Below are 25131 nucleotides of genomic sequence, written 5' to 3'. Positions count from 1 at the left end.
GGAGTCATTTATAAAAGCATTAATATTATTCCAATATCAAAGGAAAACGATTAGGAAAAGATGTCCTTTCTTCAATTCTTCTGAATGTTACACTCTTCTATCCGCTTACAACTGTTTCTACTACCGTCAATGTTCTATTGTATGTATTTAAGTTAACCATTGCCCCGATCGGTATAGTCGTTTTATATGTTCCATGAGCTGTCCGTAGATTGGTCATTAACGGCTTCCCAAGTGGAACAAGTAAAGTCTCTATCAACTCATCATAAGAATCTCCATAAGAAATCGGACAGTCTGTACACTGTCCCACCACAATACCAAGGCAATCCTGAAATTTTCCAGCTAGGATCATTCTTGTTAAGTCTCGGTAGATTTTATCCGTTGCCTCATGTATCTCTTCCAGTACGATAATTTTCCCTGTTGTATCAATCTCATAGGGAGTTCCAAGTGTATCTACAAATGATGTTATATTTCCCCCAATAATTGGTCCTGTAACATTTCCTTGTACAAGACTCACTAAAGGGATACCAGGAGGGTTTTCGATTACTTTTTGTTCGTTGATAGCGGAAACAGTAGAAAAGAATTGTTCATAGTTAAAGGTAGGAGTAGTTGGTCTAAAATCGATGAGTAGAAGGCTTTGGAATGAGATCATATTTGAAAATTGATATAAAATATTGAGGAGTATTGTGATATCACTATATCCCGTTACGATCTTGGGGTTTCTTTGAATCACATTATAATCTAAGTATGGGAGAATATCTTTAACTCCTGTACCTCCTCGGCTAGGCAAAATCATCTTCACTGTGCGATTTTCAAACATCTGCATCAAATCGCTTGCTCTTTCTGTAGCAGAAGCTGCGACAATTCCTTCGTAATCATACACATGTTGTCCAACTAGTACTTGAAAGCCCATGCTTCTAAGTACGTTTATTCGTGCATCTATAGTACTCCTTGCAAGGGGACTTCCCAATGTGACAATCCCAATAGTGTCTCCTGTTTGTAAATAAGGGGGTTTAATTGGCATATTTATACCTCCTGCCAACTTACTCCCTGTAATCATATTTATGGAATAATCGGTTTATGCAATACAAGGACAGGATGTAGCGATATAATTATGTATTTTTAAATATGAGAATAAGGTGATTTTTACTTCAGGTTATTGCGAATATACTTATTTTTCTATACTATGAATATATTGTTACTTTGCAAGAGGAGATGAAGCATTTGTCAAAAAACAAAGGACTATATCTTATTATTTCGTTTATCTTTACACTTGTTTTCTTTGCCTCTATTAACATTTCATCTGTGTATGCGGCTACAAAAGTAGTCAAAAGCGGAGACTTTAAAATGACGATCACGTACGATGATGATCAACTTAACGATGTGGTCAATCGATATGAAATAACGTTTAAACGTACATACTCTCCGATGGCAGATGTATATAATCCTAAGAAGGCTCGAAAGGAATTTTTCGTTAAATTCGAAAAAAATAAAAATTACCCCATTGCCTATACCTCTGGTAATACGATTTATATTCATCCTGACTATGCGAAAAACAATCCCGACGATCAAGGAATGCTGGTGCATGAGATGTGTCATATATTGCAAGCTTATCCAAATGGGGTGAAAGTTCCTAGTTGGTTTGTAGAAGGTTTTGCAGATTATGCTCGATATCGGTATTCAAATCTGGATAGTTGGCGATTTCCAAAGGTGGAGGAAAGTCAAAAATACACAGATAGTTATCGGGTAACTGCTCGATTTTTCATGTGGATCAATCACATTAAGTCCCCTGGCAGTATTCTGAAAATCCACCAACGAGTGCAAAATAATGATTACTCGGATAACTTATTCAAAGAATACACAGGGAAAACATTGGATCAGCTTTGGAAAGAGTATCAACAGAAGCCTGGTCCAGTAGAGAGTTTGGATTGGAAAGTGGCAGATAACAAAGCGAGGTACAATGGAGAGACAGGCGTTGGTACATGGGTGAAATATATGGAGTTTAACTACACTCCAGGAAAGCAAAATTATATTCACACACGCAGTAACAATGCCACAGAAGGAGCTATAAGCTACAAAATTGTGGATTCAAGTACTGAAAAAGAAGTTCACACGTATACTACACCGACCTTAAAACAAGATTCCATTAGTTCGATTGAACCATCCGGCAAAGATTCAGGGGAACCAGATAAGGGGAAATATATCTTATATGTTCAAATCCCAAAAGGGATGAATATCGATTTTGAATTTAACTATGGGAATAAATACTATTGATTTAAAAAGCGTATTGCTCTAACAGCAATGCGCTTTTTAAACACTAGGATTCAAAAGAAAATTATTTTTTTGCCTATAGGGATTGCAAATTTTGCTACAATATAATGTGTAATCCACGTAATCGTGGTGACCGAGATGGAGGAAAATCATGGCTGATGACCGTGACGCTAGGTTGGTTGAAGAGGCTATTGTCAAGCAAGAGTCAGTTGCCGGCCACGCGGAACTGCTCGCGAACAAAGCGAGCTTAGCTGAGGGTGATGGTGACGGTTCTTCGTCCGAGGAGGAGACCTCCTAAGATCCGTCATCAGACTCTGGATCTTGCATCTCAGGTGGTTCAGTTTTACATGTGAAGACTGAATCACCCTCCGAATATATAGTTTTTTACATAAAAGAATCAATCGACTAACTTACTAGAACTTTTCTCCATTAAAAAAGCCCCCAATTTAGGCAAACAGATTTTATTATTTCATCTGTCTGCTTTTTTGGGAGCATATCAAAAAGGGATACGCTTTTTCTAAGATTAATGCTTATTTTTGTGTTTCATTGGAGGGCAGATTTTATCCATCCATGCAAAAAGCTCATCTAAGTCATAATCGCCGCTATGTGGTCGATCCCAAGCATATGCGAAGTTAACATGATAACCATTGTTATGCAGTTTGGATGCTAGGATGGCGGAGACAGCCAAGGAGGTATCGCTGTCTTTTGTGCCATGACGAATCCGCCAGTATTTTGAAGTAGTTGTTCCCGGTGCTCCAATGTACCTCGTAGGGTTCATCATTTTCACCATTATTGGGGAAGCAAGCGAACCTTTCACGATACTATGTTTCTTTGAAAACTCGGTAAAGTGTTTTGCATTGATGGTTGCAGTACCAAATAATTCATTCTCAGCATTGCTTAAATTTAATGCATCAAATGCGGGTGGAGTCTTCATTCGACTCATATATGCCACTTGTTTTTCAAAGTCAATATCCGTGACTTTTCCGTTTTTGATCGTTATCCACTTTTTATTAGACAAATCAGTACCACTATCAAGTGCTTTTTGTGCTGATTGGATCAAATAAGACTTGATGTAATCTTTAAAATTACCATTTCCATTTGTGTCCAATCGTAACGGAGTTCCATCATTCTTTCTGAGTTTCAGTGAATTCAAATATGGCGGGAACATCATTTTCTCCCTGTCAGAGATTTTAATCTGACTTGCCGTTAGCGAACCCTTGACCTCAGATCTCTTGATCTGTCCGTTTGCTGTTGACATTGCCATCTTTTTGTATGTGTGTATACCGTTGAACTGCCACTCATATGTCATATCTGCATGTTCTAAATTTGTAATGGGACAGTAGGCAGATACAGCATAAATATCATCACGTTCATTAGCTGCACCGATCGCTTTTAAATAAGGTTCATAATCGAAGTTGTTACTTGAAGCGCCTAGCAGAGAAGAAAGGGCACCTCCAGCGCTGGTTCCATTAGAAATAATTTTTTCCGCATCTCCAGGTAAGTATTTATCATTATGCCTCAAATAGCGAACAGCGGCCTTTAGGTCTACGATAGCAGCAGGAGCTTTTCCGGTATACTTCCCGTTTTTGTCTTGTAAGGTTCTTCCGCGTGCTCCGGGTGCTGCTACCACATAGCCCTTTGATAAGGCGACAAATGCTGCATTTACACTACCTTCCATGCCTTTGCCAGGGCTTCCAGGCGGTCCGGGCATATAACCGCCTACGGAATTAGGTAAGAAGATGGGAGCAGTTTCTGCCGTGTATTTGCCAATAGACTTACCTTGATAGTAAGCTTTGGGAATAAAGATATTCATACTCTGATATTTTGTATCTACTGGATTTTTGACATAAACGATGTTGGTGTAGGCACGATAGGAGATCGTCTTACCATTTAAGGTCAGAATCTTGTCTGTGAATCTTCTGGGATTAATCCTTAAGGAGTCTTGTTTTTTTTTTGTGATCTTTGTGTTATCGAATGCTCTGGTTCTCTCATATTTTAAGTTGGTATTTTCTCTTGATGTTCTACTCAGATTGTTTTTTGGTGTTTCCACAGACATTTGATTGCATCCATACATAGCAAAAGAAAAGAGAAACAGACATGTGAAGAAAAGAGAAATAATCATTTTGCGATTCTGATTCAATACGTTCACACCTTTTTTTATAGTTTTAGATGTGAATAGTATTGTTTATTTATAGAAAATAATTTATTTGTTTGGTGTGCTTTTTGATTTCCAAATTTTGTATCGCGAATAAAGAAACTACATATTTTCATAGATTGATTTGCCGGCTATATTTTTTCCTTTAAGAATAAGGTATTAGATCAATCTGATGAAAAATCAGAACATAATTTGATACAATATAGTAAATCCACGCCAGACGTGGTAATCGAGATCAAGGAAAATCACGATGCCAAATCGGGATGTCTTCGGTGAAACAGCAGATGCAGCGCAAGTGCCTGTCTATTACGCAGAGACAATAGTCCACGTCGCAGAGGGCGAGCTTGATGAGAATCCTGAAGAGGAGACGCCTTCTCAGGACTAAAGTCTTCCGACTCAAGTAACTTGGTCTCGGGTGTTCCAGTTCTTCAAATGGCTGGAACACCCCCCAATTTTATGTTTTTCTTGAAAGTTATAGATTCTAATAAATCAAAGCTCTAATCCATATGGATCAGAGCTTTTTTGAGTGAATGGTTAATATTTATTTGTTAGAAAAACTATGCTTCTATGGTGTTAAATCTTAGGGAAGAAATACCTAATTTCAGATCGTAAAATGAATCGTGAGGTTTCCCTTCGCCGTAATAATTTTTATAATTTTTGCCGAAATAAAGATACACTGTTATATCTTCCACTTTTATTGATCTGGTTTTTTTATCCCACCCTATTTCGCTCAAATCTTTTCTATTCCCGCATACCCGTTTATGTATTCCTTTAAAGTGTGCCATTGAATATAAAGTTACACAGTTGGAACCGCCGTTAGCAAAAGTAGGACTTGGTGCTACCAACACATACACAAGAGAAAATGCCATTAGCATCAAAAAGATTTTCCTCATAGAAAACGCTCCTTTGTTGATTATTACTTTTCTCCTTAAAAATACCATAGGCAGAACAGAAGTAAGGGAATTAGTTATAAGAATACAAGAAATATTCAACGTTCATAGCTCGAATGGGGAAAAGGAAAAAAATACTTCTTTTTTTCATCATTATGTATTATCAATTTCTGTTAAAATTAATATAAAAAAATAAATGTTTAAAGGAGGTAGTATCTATTGGCTAATATATCGCTTATCTGGAGAAATATAAGACAAAATTTCAAGCCACATCTCCTCTTTTTTAGTATACATACCTTCTTTGGAATGGTTTATTTATGGAGTGAGATGCTTACTTTTCATCCTTGGTTTGGAAAATTTCTCAACTTACAAGAAATCGACATTTTAGATATCAATCAGCTTCGTTTTCTGTTTTTTGGTTCTTTACTCTTATCCACTATTTATCAAATAGCAAGCAGAAGAAGTACAATTACACCAGATATGTTAGATGACGTCTCTTGGAAACAGATGCGCATCGTAATTGTTGGAGAAAATCTTTTGCTCGGCTTGGTATCATGGTTGATGAGTATCATCATGGGAATGTTACTCAGTTTATTGATTTTTCCGTTATTTGGAATTTTGATGGAGACTCCTACTTTTCCGTTTGTATTTCAGGCTTTAGCCATCGGAAAATCAGCATTGCTTTTTATTCCTGCTTTTGTAGTTAGTGCACTACTTATTTATTTTTTTCTATATCCAAAGAAAAAAGCATGGAATACTTATGGAAGATGGCAATCCTATGCATGGGTAATCGTGTCTGCGGTTTTGTTGTCAGGCTTGAATCTATATGTGTCTTTTTTTGCAAGTCAGCGTTTAAGACTAAGTGAGTGGTTCTATCTATTTCTTGGTGTATTTTTTGTTGGAGCCATTATTTTATTGGTGATCCTAGATAGAAAAATCGGTTATATTTCCATTTTTTCCAATCAGCGATTTTTTGGAGGTTTAACAGGGAAGGTTTTAGTTGTTTTTTTGGCTGTTCTTTCCTTCGTTTCCTCGATACAAGACATGAAAGTATTGTTTACGAGTTATCAAACTCAGCAAGATTATTATCAAGAAAATGCTTTTACTTTTTATTTAGAAGCACTGTATCAAGATAAATCAAAATTGCCTCTTTATGAACAGGAATTGGAACAGGAATTAAAACAAAAGAAGGTAACTTATCACAAGCAGCAAGTAGATTTTTTGGTTCTTGAAGAAGCTAATGGAGTACGATCTCCCTTGACGCTGTCGTATTCCCAGTATGAAAAAGTAGCAAAACAGTTGGGACAACCTAAACCAACAAAATTAAAAGAAAATGAAGCCATTTATTTTTTTACTTCTGTTAACTCACCTTACCAGCAAAAGAGTGAAATAGATGAAAAATCAATTGCTTTTATCGGATATCCAACTGCTTTTCATCTGAAGTCAAAAATAGGAAGTTTTATCCCAGGGTATGATGTCATGGTTGTAGCGGATGAAGTATATGCGGAAATTCGCAACGTGGAAAGTGCAAATGTTAATTACGCTGTTCCAGATCGGTATGTATTGTACATGGTGCCAGCTTGGATGAAAACAAATCCTACTTATGCATCACCGGAACTGCAAGTAGGAACGAAGTTGATCAATCAAATCGAAAAGTCACCAAAGTTTATCTCCAATCAAGATCATATATTAAATGGATATGTTGGTGAAAATAAAAATTATGAGCTAACCGTACGCTCTCCGTATGGAATGGGTGTAAATGATATACATTTTCTCTTCTTGACTCTGTTCAAAGGTTTGATCAGCTTGATACTGATATTGTTTTTATATGACAGACGCAGTAAACAATGGTGGATTTCTTTTTACTATCCTTTGAGTCTGGCTATTGTAGCTAGTTTTCTTTTTAGTATCGATAGAGTCAGTATTACAGCTATTGCTGTCATCGTTCAGGTCGTTTGGATTCATCTATTTTTCTGTTTGGTTTCAAAGAAAAGATTTCATTTTTATCGTTAAAATCGTTCTTTTTCGCGGTTTTCGTAGCAAAAGCGACATAGTTGTGGTACGATCTCCTTTGTGAATAGATAAGCGTATAAGGAAGGAATAACAGAATAATGAATGCAGAGCAAATAAGAAATATCGCCATCATCGCTCACGTTGATCATGGGAAAACAACACTAGTAGATGCGATGTTAAAGCAGAGCCACATTTTCCGCCAAAATCAACAGGTGGAAGATCGTGTGATGGATTCCAATGAACTCGAGAGAGAAAGAGGAATCACGATTCTAGCGAAAAATACGGCGATTGAATATAAAGGAATTAAAATCAATATTGTTGACACCCCTGGGCACGCTGATTTTGGTGGAGAAGTAGAGAGGGTTATGAACATGGTTGATGGAGTGCTTTTATTAGTGGATTCGGTAGAGGGACCGATGCCGCAAACCAAATTTGTCCTCCGTCAAGCTATCGAGCGCGGTCATAAAGCAATTGTAGTGGTGAATAAAATTGACCGGGATAACCGTCGTCCAGAAGAAGTAATCAATGAGACATTTGATTTATTTGTAGATCTCGGAGCGACAGATGAGCAGTGTGATTTTCCCGTTGTTTATGCTAGTGCACTCAGCGGAGTTTCTGGAATGGACTATGAAAATCTAACGGATACACTGGAGCCTTTGTTTGAAGAAATCATCACCCAGCTTCCTTCTCCACAAGTTGACGTAGATGGTCCTACTCAAATGCAAGCTACTTTACTAGGTTTTGATGAGTACAAAGGACAGATAGTAATCGGTAGATTGGAACGCGGATCGATTCGTAAAAATCAGCAACTTGTCCTATTAGCTGCTGATGGAACTAGCCGCAATGTCAAAGTTGGGCAAGTTTACATTCACCGCGGGCTCGCACGTGTAGAAGTGGAAGAAGCTACGGCGGGAGATATTATTGCGCTCACTGGTGTGGAAAATGTCGGTATCGGGGATACGCTTGCTGATCCCGAGCATCCAGAGGCATTGCCTCCTATTACTGTAGAAGAGCCGACTCTTCGGATGACGATCGGAATCAATACAAGTCCATTTGCAGGCCAAGATGGTACATTTGTTACTTCCCGGAAATTGAGAGAGCGTCTTTATCGGGAAGCAGAAGCAGATGTTGCACTGCGTGTAGAAGATTCCGATTCCTCGGATCAATTTATTGTTTCTGGTCGTGGGGAGCTGCATCTTGGGATTTTAATCGAAAACATGCGCCGAGAGGGTTACGAATTTCAAGTGAGCAAACCGGAAGTGATCTTAAAAGAGATCGATGGGCGCAAGATGGAACCAATGGAAACAGTAGATATCGAAGTCAGTAGTGAATATCAAGGGGCAGTAGTTGAACTGCTTGGTATTCGCAAAGGACAATTACAAGATATGGCAGTACTCGAAAACGGAAATATTCAGTTCAAATATTTAGCTCCTTCGCGTGGTCTGCTCGGTTTTCGTCAACAATTGCTGACTGCTACACGTGGGGAAGCACAGATGCATACATTACTTGCTGGATATGAACCTTATGCAGGCGAAATTCAGACGAATGATTTTGGTTCACTCATTGCTTGGGAAACGGGTACATCGACAACATATGCTTTGCATGCATCACAAGATCGAGGTCAAATGTTTATCACTCCTGGGACAGAAGTGTATGAAGGGATGATCGTTGGACAACATATCCGCGATACGGATTTAGAAGTAAATGTATGTAAAAAGAAACACCTGACTTCCATACGCAGTGCTACAAAGGAAGAAACGCTCAAGCTAGATGCACCGCGTCAAATGACGATTGACGATGCGATTGAGTATTTGAAAGAAGATGAATTACTAGAAGTAACACCAAAAACATTCCGACTGCGTAAAAAATACTTGAACAAAAACGAACGTGCAAAACACAATCGCCAAAAGAGATAATATATTTGTTTTTGGAAAAGGGAAGGTTAAGAAAAGGGCACTCCAAAAAGTACTATTTCTGGAGTCGTTCATAACCTTTCCTTTTCGTATGTTTTCTCTTAAGATTAGGAGTAGAGCACGAGTGTAGGAGTGAATGAGATGGCGAAAAAAATCTTAGTAGTAGAAGATGAACCTTCCATTGTAAAATTGATTGAATTTAATTTAACAAAAGAAGGATTTAGTGTGGATAGTGCTCTTGATGGGGATATCGCACTACAAAAAATAAAAGTGGATATGCCTGATCTGATCGTGCTGGATTTGATGCTCCCACGATTTGATGGATTAGAAGTCTGCCGTCGTATTCGTGCGGAAAAAGAACATATCCCTATCTTGATGTTAACTGCAAAATCAGATGAATTTAATAAAGTACTCGGTTTGGAACTGGGTGCAGATGATTATATGACGAAACCATTTAGTATTCGAGAATTAACTGCAAGAGTGAAAGCAATTTTTCGTCGCATGGAAGCAGTCAGAAGAAGTGATGAAGACACCAAGCCTCCAGAAAGAAGTATTCAGATCGGCGATATTTTGATCGATACAGATGGGTATGAAGTGATGAGAAATGGAGTACCGATCGAGCTGACGCCAAAAGAGTTTGAGTTATTGATTTATCTTGCTAACCATCGTGGAAAAGTATTATCGAGAGATCAATTGCTCAATGCAGTTTGGAACTACGATTTTGTAGGGGATTCACGTATCGTAGATGTTCATGTCAGCCATCTAAGAGATAAGATTGAGTTGGATTCAAAAAAGCCGCTTTACATCAAGACAGTACGTGGTGTGGGATATAAGCTGGAGAGCAAAGAAGAAAAATAGGCGAGAGAAAAAGCAAATGCAATTTGGGGGGTGGGTGTTTGGAAGCATTAGTAAAGAAAATACTTGACTTGCAAGAGAGCACCAATCGGATGAACAGTGTGATTGAGTCCCTGGATACTGGTTTGATGATGGTAGATGCTCATGGATATATCAAATTAGTAAACCGTGCTTTTGGAAGTATCTTTGATTTACCAGTTGAACAGATGATGGGGAAACATTACGATGTATACTTATCTGCTTATAACTTTCGTCCGTTGTTGAACGAATGCATAGAGACAAATATTCCCGTCCGATTGGAAATCCCCCTGTTTTATCCGCAAGAGAGAATAATAGAGGCGAGTCTCACTCCCATTGAAGAAAATTCGCAGCAGTTTGGTATTGTGGCGATTTTTCGTGATTTGACGGCAATTCGCCGCTTGGAAGAATTGCGCCGAGACTTTGTAGCCAATGTATCACATGAGTTAAAAACACCACTTACCTCCATTGTAGGTTTTACAGAAACATTGTTAGATGGTGCGCGAAAAGACCCAGATACTTGCAAAGAATTTTTGCAGATTATATACAAAGAAGGGTTACGGTTGCAGCGTTTAGTGTCTGATCTCTTGGATTTATCCAAAATCGAATCAAAACAAGTTTCGATCAAGATGGAAATCATTTCTGTACAATTGGTTGTTCATGATGTAGTGGAAACGTTGATAGAACAGATGCAAGCAAAAAATTTACGCTTATTGACAGACATTGAACCACTGATGGTCAAGATGGATACGGATTGCGTAAGGCAAATATTAGTGAATTTACTAGCGAATGCAATGAATTATACACCAGTTGGCGGGAAAGTGACAGTCAATGTAAAACAAGATGAGAGACACTGGATGCTGCAAGTGATGGATACGGGAATCGGAATTCCAGAACAGGATCAACCGCGAATTTTTGAACGGTTTTATCGAGTGGATAAAGCACGGTCTCGTAATTCAGGAGGTACAGGGCTTGGATTAGCTATTGTGAAACATTTGGTAGAACTGCATCATGGCGAGATAGAAGTGGAAAGTACTGTCGGCAAAGGGAGTATTTTTACAGTGCGTTTTCCTTTGAAATATAGTGTTACCTGACAAACCCGAATAAAGGATTGGGTTTGTTTTTTTATTATGGTAAAAGACATATTAAAAGCCAGCAGACTCGCTGGCTTTTTTGCTGTTCAACCAAATTGTCCTGAAAGATAACGTTTTGTACGTTGATCACTAGGAGATTGAAATAAAATATCTGTCTCATTTGCTTCCACAATTTCTCCATGTAAAAAGAAAGCAGTCTGATCTGAAATACGTTTGGCTTGTTGCATATTGTGTGTAACCACGATAATGCTATAGTTTTCTTTTAAGGAAAGAATCAGTTGCTCGATGTATTCTGTAGAAATGGGATCGAGTGCAGAAGCTGGTTCATCTAAAAGGAGTATTTCTGGTTCTACAGCAAGAACACGAGCGATAACTAATCGTTGTTGCTGACCGCCTGAAAGCCCCAATGCAGAAGTGTGCAATCGATCTTTTACTTCATCCCATAAGTGTGCTTGGTGTAATGTTTTTTCTACAATAGCATCCAATTGCTTTTTTTGTTTGATCCCATGTATACGTGGCCCATAGGCGATATTGTCATAGATTGATAAAGGAAAGGGGATGGGTTGTTGGAATACCATCCCCATTCTTTTGCGAAGGGAGACAACATCGGTTTTGGTGTCGTAGATCTCTGTTTCTCCTAAACGGACAGAGCCATCTGCCCGAAACATAGGGATATAGTCATTCATCCGGTTTAAACTTCGCAGCAAGGTAGATTTTCCACAGCCGGATGGTCCAATCAGTGCGGTTACTGTATTTGGTGAAAAGGTTATCGATATGTTATTTAAAGCATGTTTTTCACCATAGTACACATGAAACTGATCTACTACAAGCATCGATGATCCCCCCTTTTAGCCGAATTTCCCACTTAAATAATCGTGTGTTTTTGATTGTTGTGGTGCTGTAAATATTTGTTCGGTATGCCCTATTTCTACCATGTTCCCAAGATGGAAATAGGCAGTGTAATCCGAGATGCGAGCAGCTTGGTGCATATTGTGAGTGACAATCACAATCGTAAAATCGCGTTTTAGCTCTTGTAACAATTGTTCGATTTTTTCTGTTGAGATCGGATCAAGTGCAGAAGTAGGCTCATCCAATAAGATAATGCTAGGATTCATCGCGATTGTTCTTGCGATACAAAGTCGTTGCTGCTGGCCGCCGGATAGTTGTAAGGCAGAATCCTGCAAGCGATCTTTTACTTCATCCCAAAGTCCTACTCGCTTCAAACTTTCTTCTACAATCGCTTCGATATCTTTTTTGGGAACTCCATGTATTCGCAGAGCAAAGGCTATGTTATCAAATATCGATTTATAGAAAGGATTTGGTTTTTGAAAGACCATCCCTACATGTTTACGCAAGGCTGTTGCTTGGATGGATTCCGTTTGAATGTTAACTCCATCAATAAAAATATCTCCTGTTATCTTTGCCCCTGGAATCGTATCATTCATTCGATTGACACTGCGCAGTAAAGTTGATTTTCCACAGCCGGAAGGTCCGATGAACGCTGTAATTGTTTTATCATAGAGGGTAATATTGATGTCTTTTAATGCATGAGAACTGCCATAGTAAACATTTAGCTTGTTTGTTTTTACCGTGATGTTGGTCGATAGATCCGCGTCTCGTTTTTTTACATAAGGGAAATCTAGCATTTTATCTTCCCTCCAATCATGATGATGTCAATCGACGATAAATATATTTGCCGAGCAGGCGGGCAAATATAGTGAATAAAAGAACAGCACAAATTAAAATAAATGCCGAACCGCCAGACACGATAGCTGCTGTTTGCGTAGATAAACTATCGGAATTGACTTTCCAGATATAAACCGACAAGGTAGCAGCTGGTCGGAATGGATTGAGCGGAGAGCTGACAGAAGTTGGGTCCCAGTTCGTAAAATCAAGATTTGGAGAGCTCATTCCAGCAGTAAAGAGGAGAGCCGCTGCTTCCCCAAAAATACGTCCAGCTGCTAAGATGGCTCCAGTGACAATACCTGGTAAAGCTACTGGAAGCATAATTTTGGTGATCGTTTGCCAATGGGTAATCCCAAGTGCCAATGAAGCTTCTTTTTGGTCTTTTGGTACTGCGGTAATCGCTTGTTCTACTACTCGAACCATCAATGGCAGATTAAAGATAGTAAGTGCAAGTGCACCACCAGCTAAGGTGTATCCCCAACCGGTATATTGAACAAAAAGCAAGAGGCCAAATAGTCCGATGATAATCGATGGCAAGGAAGACATCACTTCCATACATAACCGCAGAAACTTGGTAAAACGAGTTGGCTTAGCGTATTCTGCCATATAAATTCCGCCGCCGATTCCAATTGGCAACGTAATAATCATCGTGAGAATGAGCAAATAAAAAGAGTTAAAAAGCATCGGTGCAATTCCGCCAACTTCTCCTAAAATATAAGAACCTGGAGCCTCCGTTAAGAAATCCCAAGATATATATGAAATGCCTCGAACGAGAATGAAGCCTAATAATCCGATCAAAGTACAGACAATAAAAATAGCTACAATATAAAAGAAAAGGGTTGCCAAACGATCCATTTGTTTTGCGTTCATGAGACATCCCTCCGTCGTGTAATCAAGCGAATAACAAGGATAAATGCGAGTGTCATTAGAAGAAGGACTAGTCCCATCAACCAAAGGACTTGGTTAAATGTTTCGCTTGGTACGGTATTTCCCATGTTTTGCGTGATCATACTGGTTAATGTGTGGATCGAGATAAAGAAATGAAAAGGGGCATTTGGTACATTACCAATGACCATTTGCACAGCAAGAGCTTCCCCGAAAGCGCGTGCCATCCCTAAGACAACAGCAGTCATCAATCCAGGTAGTGCGGTTTTTAAGACGATTTTCCAGATGGTCTGCCAACGTGTAGCCCCAAGGGCATAGGAGCCTTCTCGGTATTTTTGCGGTACAGCTTCAATGGCATCAACACTGATGCTGATGATTGTTGGGAGGATCATAATGGACAGAACCAAAATCCCTGCTAGAAGCCCAAAACCAATTCCTCCGATGAGCTTACCGATAAAAGGAACCAACAGCGTTAGTCCCATAAATCCATAGACAACAGAGGGAATCCCGACTAATATCTCCGTTGCCGGCTGTAAAATCTTTTTTCCCCACTTAGGTGCGATTTCGGTCATAAAGATAGCAGCACTGATTCCAAGTGGTGCACTGATAATAGTTGCACCGATGGTGACCATAAAGGACCCCAGTATGATATAGAGTGAGCCGAATTTATTATCTTGCGGACTCCAATCGGTAGAAAAAAACTGGCTGAGTGTTATTTCTCCATTTAGAAAGGGTTGTAATCCTTTGGAGGTGATAAACCAAAGCAAGGATAACAAGATAAGGATTACAATCCAAACGCTGACATACGTAACCGAACGACCTCTCCATTCTGTCCAGAAGATGCGCTTGGCAGGTGTCTGTAGCTTTTCCGCTAAAGAAGTATTGCCTTTTTCTTTCATAATGAACTCCTCTCCAAGAAAAACTCAAAAGGGAATAAGGAGCCTATTCCCTGAAAAAGGGCTCCTTATTCCTAGTTGTGTAGCAATTATTTCACGTTGCCATCGGAATCTCTTTCTACTTTCATATCTGAAATAGGGATATAATTTAATTTGGTAACTAGTCCTTTTTGTACTTCATCGGAAAGAATATATTTGATAAATGCTTCTTCGAGTTGTTTGTTTTTTCCGTTGGTATTGGTGTAGATGTGTTCATAAGCCCATACTTTCCATTTATTTGTGGTGACATTCTCATTGGTAGGTTGGACACCATCCAATGTCAGTGCTTTCACCGTATTATCGACATAGGAGAAGGCGAGATAACCGATAGCTCCTTGTGTTTGACCGATAATTTTGCGTACTGTACCAGATGAATCTTCTACGATGCCGCCTTTACCGCGAAATTCTTTGTTATCTTGGAGAGCGAATTTAGCAAATGCAGCACGTGTTCCAGAGCTTTCTGAACGGTTAACGAGTACAATCGCTTGGTCTTTTCCGCCGACTTCTTTCCAGTTTTTAATTTTACCTGTAAAGATATCGATTAATTGTTGTTGGGTAAGATTGGTAACTCCTACGTTTGGATTGACAACTGGTGCAATTCCAACGACAAATGTTTTGTGATCTACTAGTTTTGAAGCATCGATCTTTTCTTTTTCTTCTGCAAATATATCGGAATTGCCTAAGTCGGCAGTATCATTCATGGCTGCGGTTAGTCCTTGTCCACTTCCTCCGCCCTGTACATTGATCTGTACACCTGGGTTCTTGGACATGAAGGTTTTACTCGCTTCTTCGACAAATGGCTGCATAGCGGTAGATCCAACAGATGTTAGATTTCCAGACAATTGATTGTTATTTTGATTATTTATATTGCCGCTACATGCTGCGAGCAAGCTGCTGAATGCAAGCCCGATGACTCCACTTACCAAGATACTTCTTTTTAACTTCACGAAAGATTCCTCCTAAATTTGCTGATCAAATCTTTGTTCTCTTTCACTATACGTGTGAACTATTGTTGATAAATGAAGGAAATGTAAACCTAGTGTAAATAAATGTTACGATTTGGTTAATTTTTTGTGTTTTAAAAATATTATTTTTAGTTTATAATTATTAAAAATAGCTATTTATTTTAGGAGGTTAATAACAATGAAAGAAAGAACATTTATATTATAAGTATCGAAAGTATGTAAAAAATATGAAGGGGAATATTTATGATTAAACGGAAAATTTACGCTTGGCTTTTTCAGTCCCTTGTCGTTTTTCTGTTTTTGTCAATCTATTTGGGTGGAAGTCTTTTTACTTCTTTCCTAGGACTATTTTCAGGTTTTCTACTCTCTATTGCGGGAATCATACTATTACCTTTTTCCATCCTAATTGATTTTTTTATTAAAGGATTATCATCAGGCTTTCAGCTAATCGTCTCTTTTCTGCTTCATATAGGTGTCAGTATCGCATTTTTTCTAGCTGCCCAAGGCTGGATGTTAGCATTGCTCTATGGTTTTCTTTATTGGTTGTTTGATTTGGTCTTAAAGTGGAAACAGAACAAGAAGAAAGACCAAATCGTTTGATTTGGTCTTTTTGTCCCATTTATATGTTCGTTCATTTTTTACTGGCCGCCCTGCACACGATGTTGCTTGTGTGAGGGCGTGGCCTGGAAAGAGTCACTGGGACTCAAACGGAAGGGAACAGCTCTCCAGCTTGCTTCTTAACAGCTTGGAGTGCCTTTACACCATCCTTGAAATAGTTGCATCCCGTCTGAATGTCGTCGAGGCAACCTTTCTGGATGATTTCAGGCTTGACCGGTCCGGTCTTGTTGGGAGACATGGCGAGGTTGAAGAGTTCCCTCATGGCAGGGGCGATCTTCTTTTGTGCTTTGGAGAAGAACCTCGCTACCTTCCAGATGTACTCCTTGAGATCCTCATCCTCTATTTCCTTCAACTGATCCTTGACAGCGATGATTACAGGTTCGGCTTTGGAGATGAACTCCAGTGGATTTTCCTTCTTTTGAAGGACCTGCTCTGCCTCGGGCAGAAGGTTGACCAGTGCGATGATCATGTTCCGAAGTTCCGGAGTCATACCAGTACCTTTCCATGCCGGTGAATGACTTTATCCTATCGCCAAACGAGAAGAATGTAAATGGATGGAGAAATTCACCTAATTATATATATTTTCTTACCTTTTATATCGGTGGGCGGTATGCCGTGTGGCACACCGCCTTTTCACTAGCTATCCGTCCACTCGATCATTGGATCGCTTGGAAGAGAGCTGGTCTTCAAGCTCCTTGACCCGCGTTTCAAGTCCTGACACTTTCTTTTGCATCAATGCCAGAACACGAAGCAAGTCAAACACAATCCTCAACAGGCTTGCGACACCTCGTGTTTTTTCCTTTTGAGGAGAGTTGAGTGCTTCTGCCCTTACTCTTGCTTCGCGGAGGATGTCAGCAATGGATTGCGCCACAGTTTTTCCTCTCTTGTGGGAACAGAGAATGTATATTTATACATTCTTTTGGATTGTAATTCATTATGAATGTGATGGCAATAAAAAAGATCTAGAATATTACTCTAGATCTATCTGTTTAGCCATTGACTTTACCTGATATCTCATATTCAATGTTCAATAATTTGAGGCCAAATAACCACATACGATGAGTAGCTTGCAATCTGCCGTACTCATCCACCCAAATTAAAAAGTGCTCATTAAGAGGAAGGCGGAAGGAGTAGTTTTTTATCATCAGATAAATTCCTTCGTCTCCTTTGCGTCCTCTTCTTGGCAAACTTGTGATCTGTAAGGAAAGGTCAGCACCATGTTCCAGACGTAGGATTCCTGTCAGATTTCGTTTTGGGATAGGAAGTGTAATGTGCAAGTACTGTTCGTTGTCGTGATAATGATCAGAATAGATGGCGACGAACATCGTTTGATCGGTGCCCTTATAGGTACGAACCCAAGCGCGAAGATTTTTATTCCAATATTGTTTTTCGTTGCAAACACCAATGATTTGACTATCTATTTGGATAATTTCTTCCTGATTTGTAGGTAAATTGATTTGTTGGGTTTTCTTTGACCAAGCTCTATGTATTTTTGCTAGAAGCCGAAATCCACGATGCCAAGTGATCTGAGCAGCGAGCTCATAAAGCATCGTATTCTCATAAAAAGAGCGGATTTTTGGATGGACTTGTGATGGGAAAAAATCGCTCCGGGCAAATTTTTCTAAGTTGTCAACCAAACCAGCATATTGTTGCGTTGGATCGGTGAGTTTTTTTCGATCTAAAAAATTTTTGCCTATTTTGTTTTCACCATTGATATTCGTATGCGGCAGTCCATATAGTACGGTATTTTCCATCGGTTTTAGGTAGACCCAACCGAACAATCCAAATAAAATAAAACCAATGGCATTGACAGCTCCGTGATAAACTTTCATTTGATCCATCGTCAGCCAATGGTGTCCGAATAGAGTGGAGATACTGAAAGCGACAGATAATAAAATGGTTAGAACGACAATAACAGCAGAAGCTTGCAGGGCAAACCGTACAATGAGGCGGGTTGCTTTCTTGCTGATATGCACCAAAACAAAATAGCTATAGACAAACAAACATACGGCGTACAGAAATACAGCTATTGTTTCCAGGATATGATTGGTATAGATACCGATAGCAACGAAAAGCGGACTTGCCATTAAGCCAATGGTTGTCCAGCGAAAAAGGCGTCCGAGTTTTGAACCAGGACAGAGTTCTCTTCCTACTAGTCCAATAAACAAAGGGGAAAAGATAGCTGCAAAGTGAAAATGAGAAGCAGTTAAAAGCAGCATCTCACCACGGTAACCAAGTAAGCTGCCGCCAAAGCAATATACACTCAAGGCTGCTCCACCGATAAAAGAATAGATCAACCCAATGTCGATAGCATTCTCTTCTAATACATGTGAGCCGCGTTCTAATAATCTTCTGACTCCATATCCTGCTAAAGCAAGAAGGTAGATGGCCCATGGAATCGATAAAATTCCCGAAATCAAACTGCCTGCTGGAAATACAAATGCCAATCCTATTGTACAAGCCACGTATGGATGATATCCCATTAAAAAATCATGATAATGTGAGTCGCTTCCATCACGTTTTATTGTGGGGACAAGAAATAAGAGTAACGGGATCGCAAGAAATATTGAAATCAGTAATAGTCGTTCCAAACCATCTGCGAGCACGACAAATATGATCCAGAGAATGGTAGAAATCAGAAAATTTCTTGCGAAAGTATTGTTCATACAAAATAAATTCCTTTTCTGTTTTTTAATTAGTCTACCATAAAAGTACTTTCTGAGTATTTGGATTAAAATATTTCAAGCCAAATGTAACTTACTGGGAATTTACTGGAAACGCATGTGCGGATAGTGATACAATGAGTTGGAGTTTATTTTGATCGGGTAAGGTTGTGAAAGTTATGAAAAAATTAATGTTAATTGACGGAAACAGTATTTTATATCGAGCATTTTTTGCTCTTCCTCTCCTTTCTAATTCTTCAGGTATTCATACCAATGCAGCCTACGGATTTGCGATGATGCTAGTGAAAATGTTAGAAGAAGAAAAACCAACTCATGTTTTAGTTGCTTTTGATGCGGGTAAAATGACATTTCGTCATAAAGACTATGAAGCATACAAAGGAAAAAGAGATAAAACTCCAGGGGAACTGTCCGAGCAAGTGCCATTGGTACAAGAGATATTAGATGCTTTTGCTATTCAATCCTATCAACTAAATGGGTTTGAAGCCGATGATATTATTGGTACATTGGCTGTTCAAGCGGAGCAAGAAAAAATAACTACGCTGATTGTCAGTGGAGATAAAGACTTATTTCAACTCATTGATGATCATGTAACGGTTCTACATACGATAAAAGGCGTTACCGAGGTCGATCGATATGATGAAGCAAGGCTTCATGAGCGTTATGGACTCCGCCCTGATCAAATTGTAGATTTAAAGGGATTGATGGGAGATCCTTCCGATAACATTCCGGGAATTCCTGGGGTAGGGGAAAAGACTGCCCTAAAACTGTTAGCCAAGTACCCAACTGTTGAAGAAATTATTGCCCATCCAGAGGAATATTCCGGAAAAAAACTTCAGGAGAAATTGCGGGAGTTTGCAGATGATGCAGTATTGAGTAAAAAATTAGCTACGATTCATACGGAAGTGCCGCTACCGTTCTCATTTGCGGAAATAAAGTTGCAAGATTTTCAGCGGGACAAGGTTAGGGATGTCTTTTCGCGTCTTGAGTTTCGTACTCTTATGGATCGAGTGGATAAATCTCCTCTTTTTATTTCAGATGAAGAAGGCCGGATGGAGATTCCAACTGCTGCTCATGATTATGTGCAGATAGAAGAAGCAAATAAAGAGGAGTGGGCACATTTGTTTCAGCAGTCTCCTCTTGCAATTCATCTGGAAACAGATGTAGACAATCCTCATCATGCCACCATTACTGGAATAGGTTTATCGAGTCCTGATGAAAATGTGTTTCTGTCATTTGAAGTTGCCAAGGATTGGGATGCTTTTCGTATATGGGTGGAGGACAAAGAAAAACAAAAAGTCGTGTATGATTTAAAACGAAGTAAGATTTTATTGGAAAGAGAACAAATCCCTATTCATGGATTTGTTTTTGATGTATTGCTTTCAGCCTATGTGCTCAATCCATCGGAAACAAAGTTGGAGATAAGTGATTTAGCTTTGCAGCAAAGCGTAGGTTACCTGCCTTCTGATGAGGAAGCTTATGGGAAAGGAGCAAAGCGAAGACCGCTGACAGGAGATGCTTTAGCAAGCCATGTTACCAAAAAAACGGCAAAACTATTTGCTTTATACGATACATTTGAAAAACAATTAGAAGAAAATGATCTGACCAAATTACTATGTGAATTGGAAATGCCATTAGCGGCTGTCCTTGCTAATATGGAAGAAACCGGGGTCAAGGTAGATAAAACCCAATTAGAAGAGCTTGGTGTTACTTTTAAAGAGAAGATCGACCAATTGGAAAAAGAGATCATTGAGCTGGCCGGTACAGCCTTTAATATTAATTCACCGAAACAATTATCAGAGATATTATTTGAAAAACTGGGCCTTCCAGTGATCAAAAAAACGAAGACAGGATACTCGACTGGAGCAGATGTTTTAGAAAAACTTGCTCCACAACACGAGATTGTTGAAAAAATTTTACACTATCGTCAGGTTGGAAAGTTATACTCCACTTATATAGAAGGATTAAAAAAGGAAATTGCGTCGGATGAAAAGATTCATACGCGATTTAATCAAACGATCGCAGCGACAGGAAGACTGAGCAGCACGGAACCAAACTTGCAAAATATCCCCATACGTTTAGAAGAGGGACGACAAATTCGTCAAGTATTCGTTCCTTCAGAAGAAAACTGGGTGATTTTAGCTGCGGACTATTCACAAGTAGAACTGAGAATATTAGCCCATTTATCCGAAGATCCAATTTTGCAGAGAGCTTTTCAAGAAGATAGAGATATTCATACACAAACTGCAATGGATGTATTTGGTGTAGATACAACAGAAGTTTCTTCATTGATGAGAAGTAAAGCAAAAGCGGTGAATTTTGGGATTGTATATGGAATCAGTGCATTTGGTCTGTCGCAAAACATTAATATCCCACAAAAGGAAGCGAAAGAATTTATTGAGCGTTACTTTGCCACTTATCCAAACGTCCGAAAATTTATGGATGAAGTGGTGGTTGAAGCACGAAAAACAGGATATGTAACTACTTTGCTAAATCGTCGACGTTATCTCCCAGACATCAATGCTTCACAGTTTAACGCGAGAAGTTTTGCGGAACGGACTGCGATGAATACACCTATCCAAGGCAGTGCAGCAGATATTATCAAAAATGCCATGGTGCATCTATATCGAGCTATGCAAGAACGTCAGTTAAAAAGTAGAATGTTACTGCAAGTACATGACGAACTTATCTTTGAAGTTCCACCAGAGGAGCTGGAGGAACTGAAAAAATTAGTTCGTGAAAAGATGGAACATGCAGTTCCGCTTAGCGTACCGCTCAAAGTAGATGTCAATATAGGCAAGAGTTGGTATGAAGCTAAATAAAAACAGATGAAAATAGAGAAAGAGGATGGAGAAATGCCAGAATTACCAGAAGTAGAGACAGTAAGACGGACTTTGTCTTCTCTTGTTGTGGGGAAAACCATTTGTGAAGTTACTGTCTCTCTGCCGCGTATTATTCGCAAACCAGATGATAGTAAGGAATTCGCTGAGAAATTAGCAGGTACCACGATTACTGCTGTTGAGCGAAGAGGCAAATTTTTAAAGCTATTTGCTGATCCATACGTATTAGTCTCTCATTTGAGGATGGAGGGCAAGTATCGGATGGCAAAGAGCACAGATCCAGTTGAAAAACATGACCATGTTGTTTTTCATTTTACAGATGGTTCAGAGTTACGTTATAAGGATGTACGCCAGTTTGGAACGATGGATTTGTTTTTACGCGGTGAAGAGGACAATGATGCACCTCTTGCCAAATTGGGTCCTGAACCGCTCGGTGATGAGTTTACAAAGCAGTGGTTTCAATCTCAACTGAGTAAAAAAACGACAAAAATAAAAGCCTTACTGCTCAATCAACATTTTGTTGTTGGACTAGGTAATATATATGTCGATGAAGCTTTGCATCGAGCAAAAATTCATCCAGAGCGTGTAGCTAAAAGTTTAACAAAAAAAGAGGTATCCGAACTATTTCAGGCTATCCGCGAAACTCTCCAAACGGCGATCGATGCAGGCGGTTCATCTGTGAGATCCTATGTGAATGGCCAAGGAGAAATGGGATATTTTCAATTACAGATAAAAGTATACGGAAGAAAAAATGAGCCATGTTATACATGTGGGAATCCGATCAGTAGATTAATTGTTGCTGGACGAGGGACACACATTTGTAATACATGCCAGCATTAAAAGCTTTGTTTTTCAATGAAGAAAGTATATGGTGATGATATGATATATGGATTGACAGGCGGGATTGCTACAGGTAAAAGTACAGTAGCTGAAATGCTTCGGGAACTTGGGGCATATATCATAGATGCAGATCAGATTTCGCGACAAATAGTAGAGCCGGATCAGTTAGGTGCAAATAGGATAAAAGAACACTTTGGAAAAGAACTTTTTACAGCAGATGGTCATTTGAAAAGGGACAAGCTTGCTCAGATTATATTTCAAAATCCCTCAGCGAGAAAACAACTGAACAATTTGTTACATCCACTTATCATGAAAGAAATGCAGAGGCAAACCGACGAGATCTTAAAGCAAATGAAAGACGCTGTGGTGATTTGGGATATTCCTTTGTTGTATGAAGAAAATTTGACCAATTTTGTCCAAAAGGTTATTGTGATATATGTGCCTGAAGAGGTACAACGCAGGCGTTTGCAGTTACGTAACAACTTTAACCAGAAAGAGGTAGAGTTTCGTATTCAATCGCAACTGTCGATAGAAGAGAAAAAAAGTTTGGCGAACTACTTGATTGATAATAGTGGGACAGTTCAACAAACAAAGAGACAGGTAGTGGCATTATGGAATCATCTAACCTAAAGAAATGGATTGAGCCAGCCCTTCAGGCTCTTCCAAGAAAAAGGTTTATCGCCATTGGAATTATTTTCATTATTCTATCCCTTGTAATCGCATTTCCTTTGTTTAATCGTTGGATTTATCCGTTAGATTATGAGAGCAATATTTTAAAAAGCGCAAAACAGACAAACACAGACCCATTTCTAATTATGGCTATCATTCGTGTAGAGACCAAGTTTGATCCGGAAAAACAGTCTCATGTTGGTGCACAAGGATTGATGCAATTGATGATTCCAACAGTAGACTATGCGATTAAAAAAGGAAATTTTTCACCTTCCATGCGACAGTACATCAAAGTACCAGCAGTGAACATACAAGTCGGAAGTTGGTATTTAAGTGATCTAACCCGACAATTTAAAGGCAACAAAGTCGCAGTAATCGCAGCATATAACGCAGGACCATCACGAGTACAGAAATGGTTAAAAGATGGAACATGGGATGGAACAAGGCAGAATGTACAAAAGATTCCCTATGGGGAAACTAGACATTATGTACAACGGGTAACCTTTTTCTATGAAAAATACAAATCGCTGTATATGGATTTAGTGAAAGATTAAGCGGACAGCTTTTATGTCCGTTTTTTCTTGTGGAAATATTCCTTATGTTCTATCGAAATGAAAAATAGGCATGTTTTATTAGATGTTCTATATTGCAAAATGTGACATACTGATTATAATGAAATAGAGGATTAGTGTGTTATAAAAGCGTCGGAAGGGGAAGCAATTATATGAAACTACGCATTGCCATAAATGGTTTTGGGCGAATTGGAAGAATGGTTTTTAGAAAAGCGATCACGGACCCCACTATTGAGGTAGTTGCAATTAATGCGAGCTATCCAGCAGAAACATTGGCACATCTTATTAAGTTTGATACCATACATGGTTTTTTTGATGAAGAAGTTATTGCAGAAGAAGGGATGCTCTACGTCAATCGTCAAGCTGTGCGCTTGGTTTCCAATCGAAATCCTTTGGAACTGCCTTGGGAAGAGTTGGGTGTAGATGTTGTAATAGAGGCTACTGGTAAGTTCTGTGATCGCGAGGGAGCTTCTCTTCATTTACAAGCAGGTGCCAAAAAAGTAGTAATTACAGCACCAGGTAAAAATGAGGATGCTACGATCGTTATGGGAGTGAATCATGAAATTTATGATCCTGAAAACCATCACATTATTTCCAACGCATCATGTACCACAAATGGTCTTGCACCAGTTGTAAAAGTTTTACATGATCGTTTTGGAATCGAACATGGATTGATGACAACTGTTCATTCCTTTACAAATGACCAAAATAATCTCGATAATCCACATAAAGATTTGCGCCGTGCCCGCGCATGTTCTCAATCGATTATTCCTACTAAGACAGGGGCAGCAAAAGCATTAGGACTAGTTATTCCTGAATTACAGGGGAAGTTGAACGGTTTTTCGCTGAGAGTTCCAACTCCAAATGTTTCTGTAGTGGATTTGGTAGTGAATTTACAGACAAATGTAACAGCAGAAATGGTAAATGAGGCTTTTCGTAATGCTTCTGCACAAGAAATGAAAGGAATTTTGCAATATTGTGAACTTCCACTTGTATCTACTGACTTTACTGGGAATGAAAATTCTTCAATAGTTGATGCACTTTCGACAATGGTAATGGGAGAAAGACAAGTAAAAGTACTCGCATGGTATGATAATGAATGGGGTTATTCTTGCCGAGTGGCAGATCTGGCAAAATATGTAGGGGAAACACTTCATCAAAAAAAATTAGTACATGTTACTGCTTAACCAACTATGATCTGGGGATCACGTCTTAAGTTGTATGCAGAATAAAT

23 protein-coding genes are annotated in these 25131 nt (G+C 39.1%); 12 read left to right on the top strand and 11 right to left on the bottom strand.

From position 1 onward, the window contains the following. Nucleotides 1-97 precede the first annotated feature (97 nt). A complete protein-coding gene (locus AC5WOE_RS19070) occupies nt 98-1021 on the bottom strand; it encodes a S66 peptidase family protein (RefSeq protein WP_496051343.1) in 924 nt (307 codons plus the stop codon). Nucleotides 1022-1221: 200 nt separating this feature from the next. Between AC5WOE_RS19070 and AC5WOE_RS19065 the strand changes: the two genes are divergently transcribed. Together AC5WOE_RS19065 and AC5WOE_RS19060 are read left to right on the top strand one after the other, a co-directional pair. Further along, complete coding sequence (locus AC5WOE_RS19065) at nt 1222-2271, top strand: basic secretory protein-like protein (protein WP_496053252.1); 1050 nt, start codon at nt 1222-1224, stop codon at nt 2269-2271. Nucleotides 2272-2419: 148 nt separating this feature from the next. Further along, nucleotides 2420-2566 (top strand): hypothetical protein, encoded by a 147-nt coding sequence (locus tag AC5WOE_RS19060; RefSeq protein ID WP_496053251.1) that lies wholly within the window; start codon nt 2420-2422, stop codon nt 2564-2566. Nucleotides 2567-2791: 225 nt separating this feature from the next. Here AC5WOE_RS19060 and AC5WOE_RS19055 read toward each other — a convergent pair whose 3' ends face one another. Together AC5WOE_RS19055 and AC5WOE_RS19050 are read right to left on the bottom strand one after the other, a co-directional pair. Further along, a complete protein-coding gene (locus tag AC5WOE_RS19055; RefSeq protein WP_496053250.1) occupies nt 2792-4408 on the bottom strand; it encodes a subtype B tannase in 1617 nt (538 codons plus the stop codon). Between the two features lie 572 nt (nt 4409-4980). Further along, the gene (locus tag AC5WOE_RS19050) at nt 4981-5316 is read right to left on the bottom strand and encodes a beta/gamma crystallin family protein (protein WP_496053249.1); all 336 of its coding nucleotides are present in this window, start codon (nt 5314-5316) and stop codon (nt 4981-4983) included. A gap of 216 nt (nt 5317-5532) precedes the next feature. Between AC5WOE_RS19050 and AC5WOE_RS19045 the strand changes: the two genes are divergently transcribed. The 4 genes from AC5WOE_RS19045 to pnpS all read left to right on the top strand — a co-directional run bounded on the left by AC5WOE_RS19045 (nt 5533) and on the right by pnpS (nt 11206). Further along, nucleotides 5533-7326, top strand: coding sequence for a hypothetical protein (locus AC5WOE_RS19045; RefSeq protein WP_496053248.1), 1794 nt, complete (start codon nt 5533-5535; stop codon nt 7324-7326). A 95-nt stretch (nt 7327-7421) separates the two neighbouring features. Continuing rightward, the gene (typA, locus tag AC5WOE_RS19040; RefSeq protein WP_496053255.1) at nt 7422-9242 is read left to right on the top strand and encodes a translational GTPase TypA; all 1821 of its coding nucleotides are present in this window, start codon (nt 7422-7424) and stop codon (nt 9240-9242) included. A 138-nt stretch (nt 9243-9380) separates the two neighbouring features. After that, nucleotides 9381-10097 carry a response regulator gene (locus AC5WOE_RS19035; RefSeq protein ID WP_496051348.1) on the top strand — a complete coding sequence of 239 codons (717 nt, stop codon included), beginning with the start codon at nt 9381-9383 and terminating at the stop codon, nt 10095-10097. 38 nt (nt 10098-10135) lie between these two features. Further along, nucleotides 10136-11206, top strand: coding sequence for a two-component system histidine kinase PnpS (gene pnpS / locus AC5WOE_RS19030; protein ID WP_496051349.1), 1071 nt, complete (start codon nt 10136-10138; stop codon nt 11204-11206). Nucleotides 11207-11292: 86 nt separating this feature from the next. Here pnpS and pstB (AC5WOE_RS19025) read toward each other — a convergent pair whose 3' ends face one another. The 5 genes from pstB (AC5WOE_RS19025) to AC5WOE_RS19005 all read right to left on the bottom strand — a co-directional run bounded on the left by pstB (AC5WOE_RS19025) (nt 11293) and on the right by AC5WOE_RS19005 (nt 15659). After that, on the bottom strand, nt 11293-12039 hold the full coding sequence (gene pstB, locus AC5WOE_RS19025; protein WP_496053247.1) for a phosphate ABC transporter ATP-binding protein PstB: 747 nt from the start codon (nt 12037-12039) through the stop codon (nt 11293-11295). A gap of 15 nt (nt 12040-12054) precedes the next feature. Further along, a complete protein-coding gene (gene pstB, locus AC5WOE_RS19020; protein ID WP_496051351.1) occupies nt 12055-12852 on the bottom strand; it encodes a phosphate ABC transporter ATP-binding protein PstB in 798 nt (265 codons plus the stop codon). Between the two features lie 16 nt (nt 12853-12868). Next, complete coding sequence (pstA, locus tag AC5WOE_RS19015) at nt 12869-13762, bottom strand: phosphate ABC transporter permease PstA (RefSeq protein ID WP_496051352.1); 894 nt, start codon at nt 13760-13762, stop codon at nt 12869-12871. Next, on the bottom strand, nt 13759-14676 hold the full coding sequence (pstC, locus tag AC5WOE_RS19010) for a phosphate ABC transporter permease subunit PstC (protein WP_496051353.1): 918 nt from the start codon (nt 14674-14676) through the stop codon (nt 13759-13761). The genes pstA and pstC overlap by 4 nt, the downstream gene beginning before the upstream one ends. Nucleotides 14677-14762: 86 nt before the next feature. Next, entirely contained in the window at nt 14763-15659 is an 897-nt protein-coding gene (locus AC5WOE_RS19005) for a phosphate ABC transporter substrate-binding protein (RefSeq protein WP_496053246.1), read from the bottom strand. A 261-nt stretch (nt 15660-15920) separates the two neighbouring features. On the opposite strand from AC5WOE_RS19005, the gene AC5WOE_RS19000 reads away from it, so the two are divergent. Further along, nucleotides 15921-16277 carry a hypothetical protein gene (locus tag AC5WOE_RS19000; protein WP_496051355.1) on the top strand — a complete coding sequence of 119 codons (357 nt, stop codon included), beginning with the start codon at nt 15921-15923 and terminating at the stop codon, nt 16275-16277. 103 nt (nt 16278-16380) lie between these two features. On the opposite strand, the gene AC5WOE_RS18995 is transcribed toward AC5WOE_RS19000, so the two are convergent. From AC5WOE_RS18995 to AC5WOE_RS18985, 3 genes are all read right to left on the bottom strand, one after another. Continuing rightward, nucleotides 16381-16785, bottom strand: a complete 405-nt coding sequence (locus tag AC5WOE_RS18995) for a hypothetical protein (protein ID WP_496051356.1) — start codon at nt 16783-16785, stop codon at nt 16381-16383. A 150-nt stretch (nt 16786-16935) separates the two neighbouring features. Continuing rightward, nucleotides 16936-17166 carry a hypothetical protein gene (locus AC5WOE_RS18990; RefSeq protein ID WP_496051357.1) on the bottom strand — a complete coding sequence of 77 codons (231 nt, stop codon included), beginning with the start codon at nt 17164-17166 and terminating at the stop codon, nt 16936-16938. 118 nt (nt 17167-17284) lie between these two features. Then, complete coding sequence (locus AC5WOE_RS18985; protein ID WP_496053245.1) at nt 17285-18961, bottom strand: YndJ family protein; 1677 nt, start codon at nt 18959-18961, stop codon at nt 17285-17287. Between the two features lie 176 nt (nt 18962-19137). On the opposite strand from AC5WOE_RS18985, the gene polA reads away from it, so the two are divergent. The 5 genes from polA to AC5WOE_RS18960 all read left to right on the top strand — a co-directional run bounded on the left by polA (nt 19138) and on the right by AC5WOE_RS18960 (nt 25084). Then, on the top strand, nt 19138-21798 hold the full coding sequence (polA, locus tag AC5WOE_RS18980) for a DNA polymerase I (RefSeq protein WP_496053244.1): 2661 nt from the start codon (nt 19138-19140) through the stop codon (nt 21796-21798). Nucleotides 21799-21831: 33 nt separating this feature from the next. Next, entirely contained in the window at nt 21832-22656 is an 825-nt protein-coding gene (gene mutM, locus AC5WOE_RS18975; protein ID WP_496051360.1) for a DNA-formamidopyrimidine glycosylase, read from the top strand. A gap of 15 nt (nt 22657-22671) precedes the next feature. Then, a complete protein-coding gene (gene coaE, locus AC5WOE_RS18970) occupies nt 22672-23286 on the top strand; it encodes a dephospho-CoA kinase (protein ID WP_496051361.1) in 615 nt (204 codons plus the stop codon). Beyond that, complete coding sequence (locus AC5WOE_RS18965) at nt 23268-23879, top strand: lytic transglycosylase domain-containing protein (protein WP_496051362.1); 612 nt, start codon at nt 23268-23270, stop codon at nt 23877-23879. The genes coaE and AC5WOE_RS18965 overlap by 19 nt, the downstream gene beginning before the upstream one ends. A 170-nt stretch (nt 23880-24049) precedes the next feature. Further along, nucleotides 24050-25084, top strand: coding sequence for a glyceraldehyde-3-phosphate dehydrogenase (locus AC5WOE_RS18960; RefSeq protein ID WP_496053243.1), 1035 nt, complete (start codon nt 24050-24052; stop codon nt 25082-25084). Nucleotides 25085-25131: the final 47 nt, after the last annotated feature.

It is taken from the genome of Shimazuella sp. NTD248 (genome assembly GCF_059510395.1).
Note: the sequence above shows the minus strand (reverse complement) of the source record. Positions and strands in the feature narration are given on the sequence as shown.

Coding starts and splice junctions, on each gene's coding strand:
- AC5WOE_RS19035 (WP_496051348.1), top strand. CDS start 9,381: ATGGCGAAAAAAATCTTAGTAGTAGAAGATGAACCTTCCATTGTAAAA.
- AC5WOE_RS19000 (WP_496051355.1), top strand. CDS start 15,921: ATGATTAAACGGAAAATTTACGCTTGGCTTTTTCAGTCCCTTGTCGTT.
- AC5WOE_RS19050 (WP_496053249.1), bottom strand. CDS start 5,316: ATGAGGAAAATCTTTTTGATGCTAATGGCATTTTCTCTTGTGTATGTG.
- AC5WOE_RS19060 (WP_496053251.1), top strand. CDS start 2,420: ATGGCTGATGACCGTGACGCTAGGTTGGTTGAAGAGGCTATTGTCAAG.
- pstA (WP_496051352.1), bottom strand. CDS start 13,762: ATGAACGCAAAACAAATGGATCGTTTGGCAACCCTTTTCTTTTATATT.
- mutM (WP_496051360.1), top strand. CDS start 21,832: ATGCCAGAATTACCAGAAGTAGAGACAGTAAGACGGACTTTGTCTTCT.
- AC5WOE_RS18995 (WP_496051356.1), bottom strand. CDS start 16,785: ATGACTCCGGAACTTCGGAACATGATCATCGCACTGGTCAACCTTCTG.
- pstB (WP_496051351.1), bottom strand. CDS start 12,852: ATGCTAGATTTCCCTTATGTAAAAAAACGAGACGCGGATCTATCGACC.
- AC5WOE_RS19070 (WP_496051343.1), bottom strand. CDS start 1,021: ATGCCAATTAAACCCCCTTATTTACAAACAGGAGACACTATTGGGATT.
- AC5WOE_RS18960 (WP_496053243.1), top strand. CDS start 24,050: ATGAAACTACGCATTGCCATAAATGGTTTTGGGCGAATTGGAAGAATG.
- pstB (WP_496053247.1), bottom strand. CDS start 12,039: ATGCTTGTAGTAGATCAGTTTCATGTGTACTATGGTGAAAAACATGCT.
- polA (WP_496053244.1), top strand. CDS start 19,138: ATGAAAAAATTAATGTTAATTGACGGAAACAGTATTTTATATCGAGCA.
- pstC (WP_496051353.1), bottom strand. CDS start 14,676: ATGAAAGAAAAAGGCAATACTTCTTTAGCGGAAAAGCTACAGACACCT.
- AC5WOE_RS18965 (WP_496051362.1), top strand. CDS start 23,268: ATGGAATCATCTAACCTAAAGAAATGGATTGAGCCAGCCCTTCAGGCT.
- AC5WOE_RS18985 (WP_496053245.1), bottom strand. CDS start 18,961: ATGAACAATACTTTCGCAAGAAATTTTCTGATTTCTACCATTCTCTGG.
- coaE (WP_496051361.1), top strand. CDS start 22,672: ATGAAGAAAGTATATGGTGATGATATGATATATGGATTGACAGGCGGG.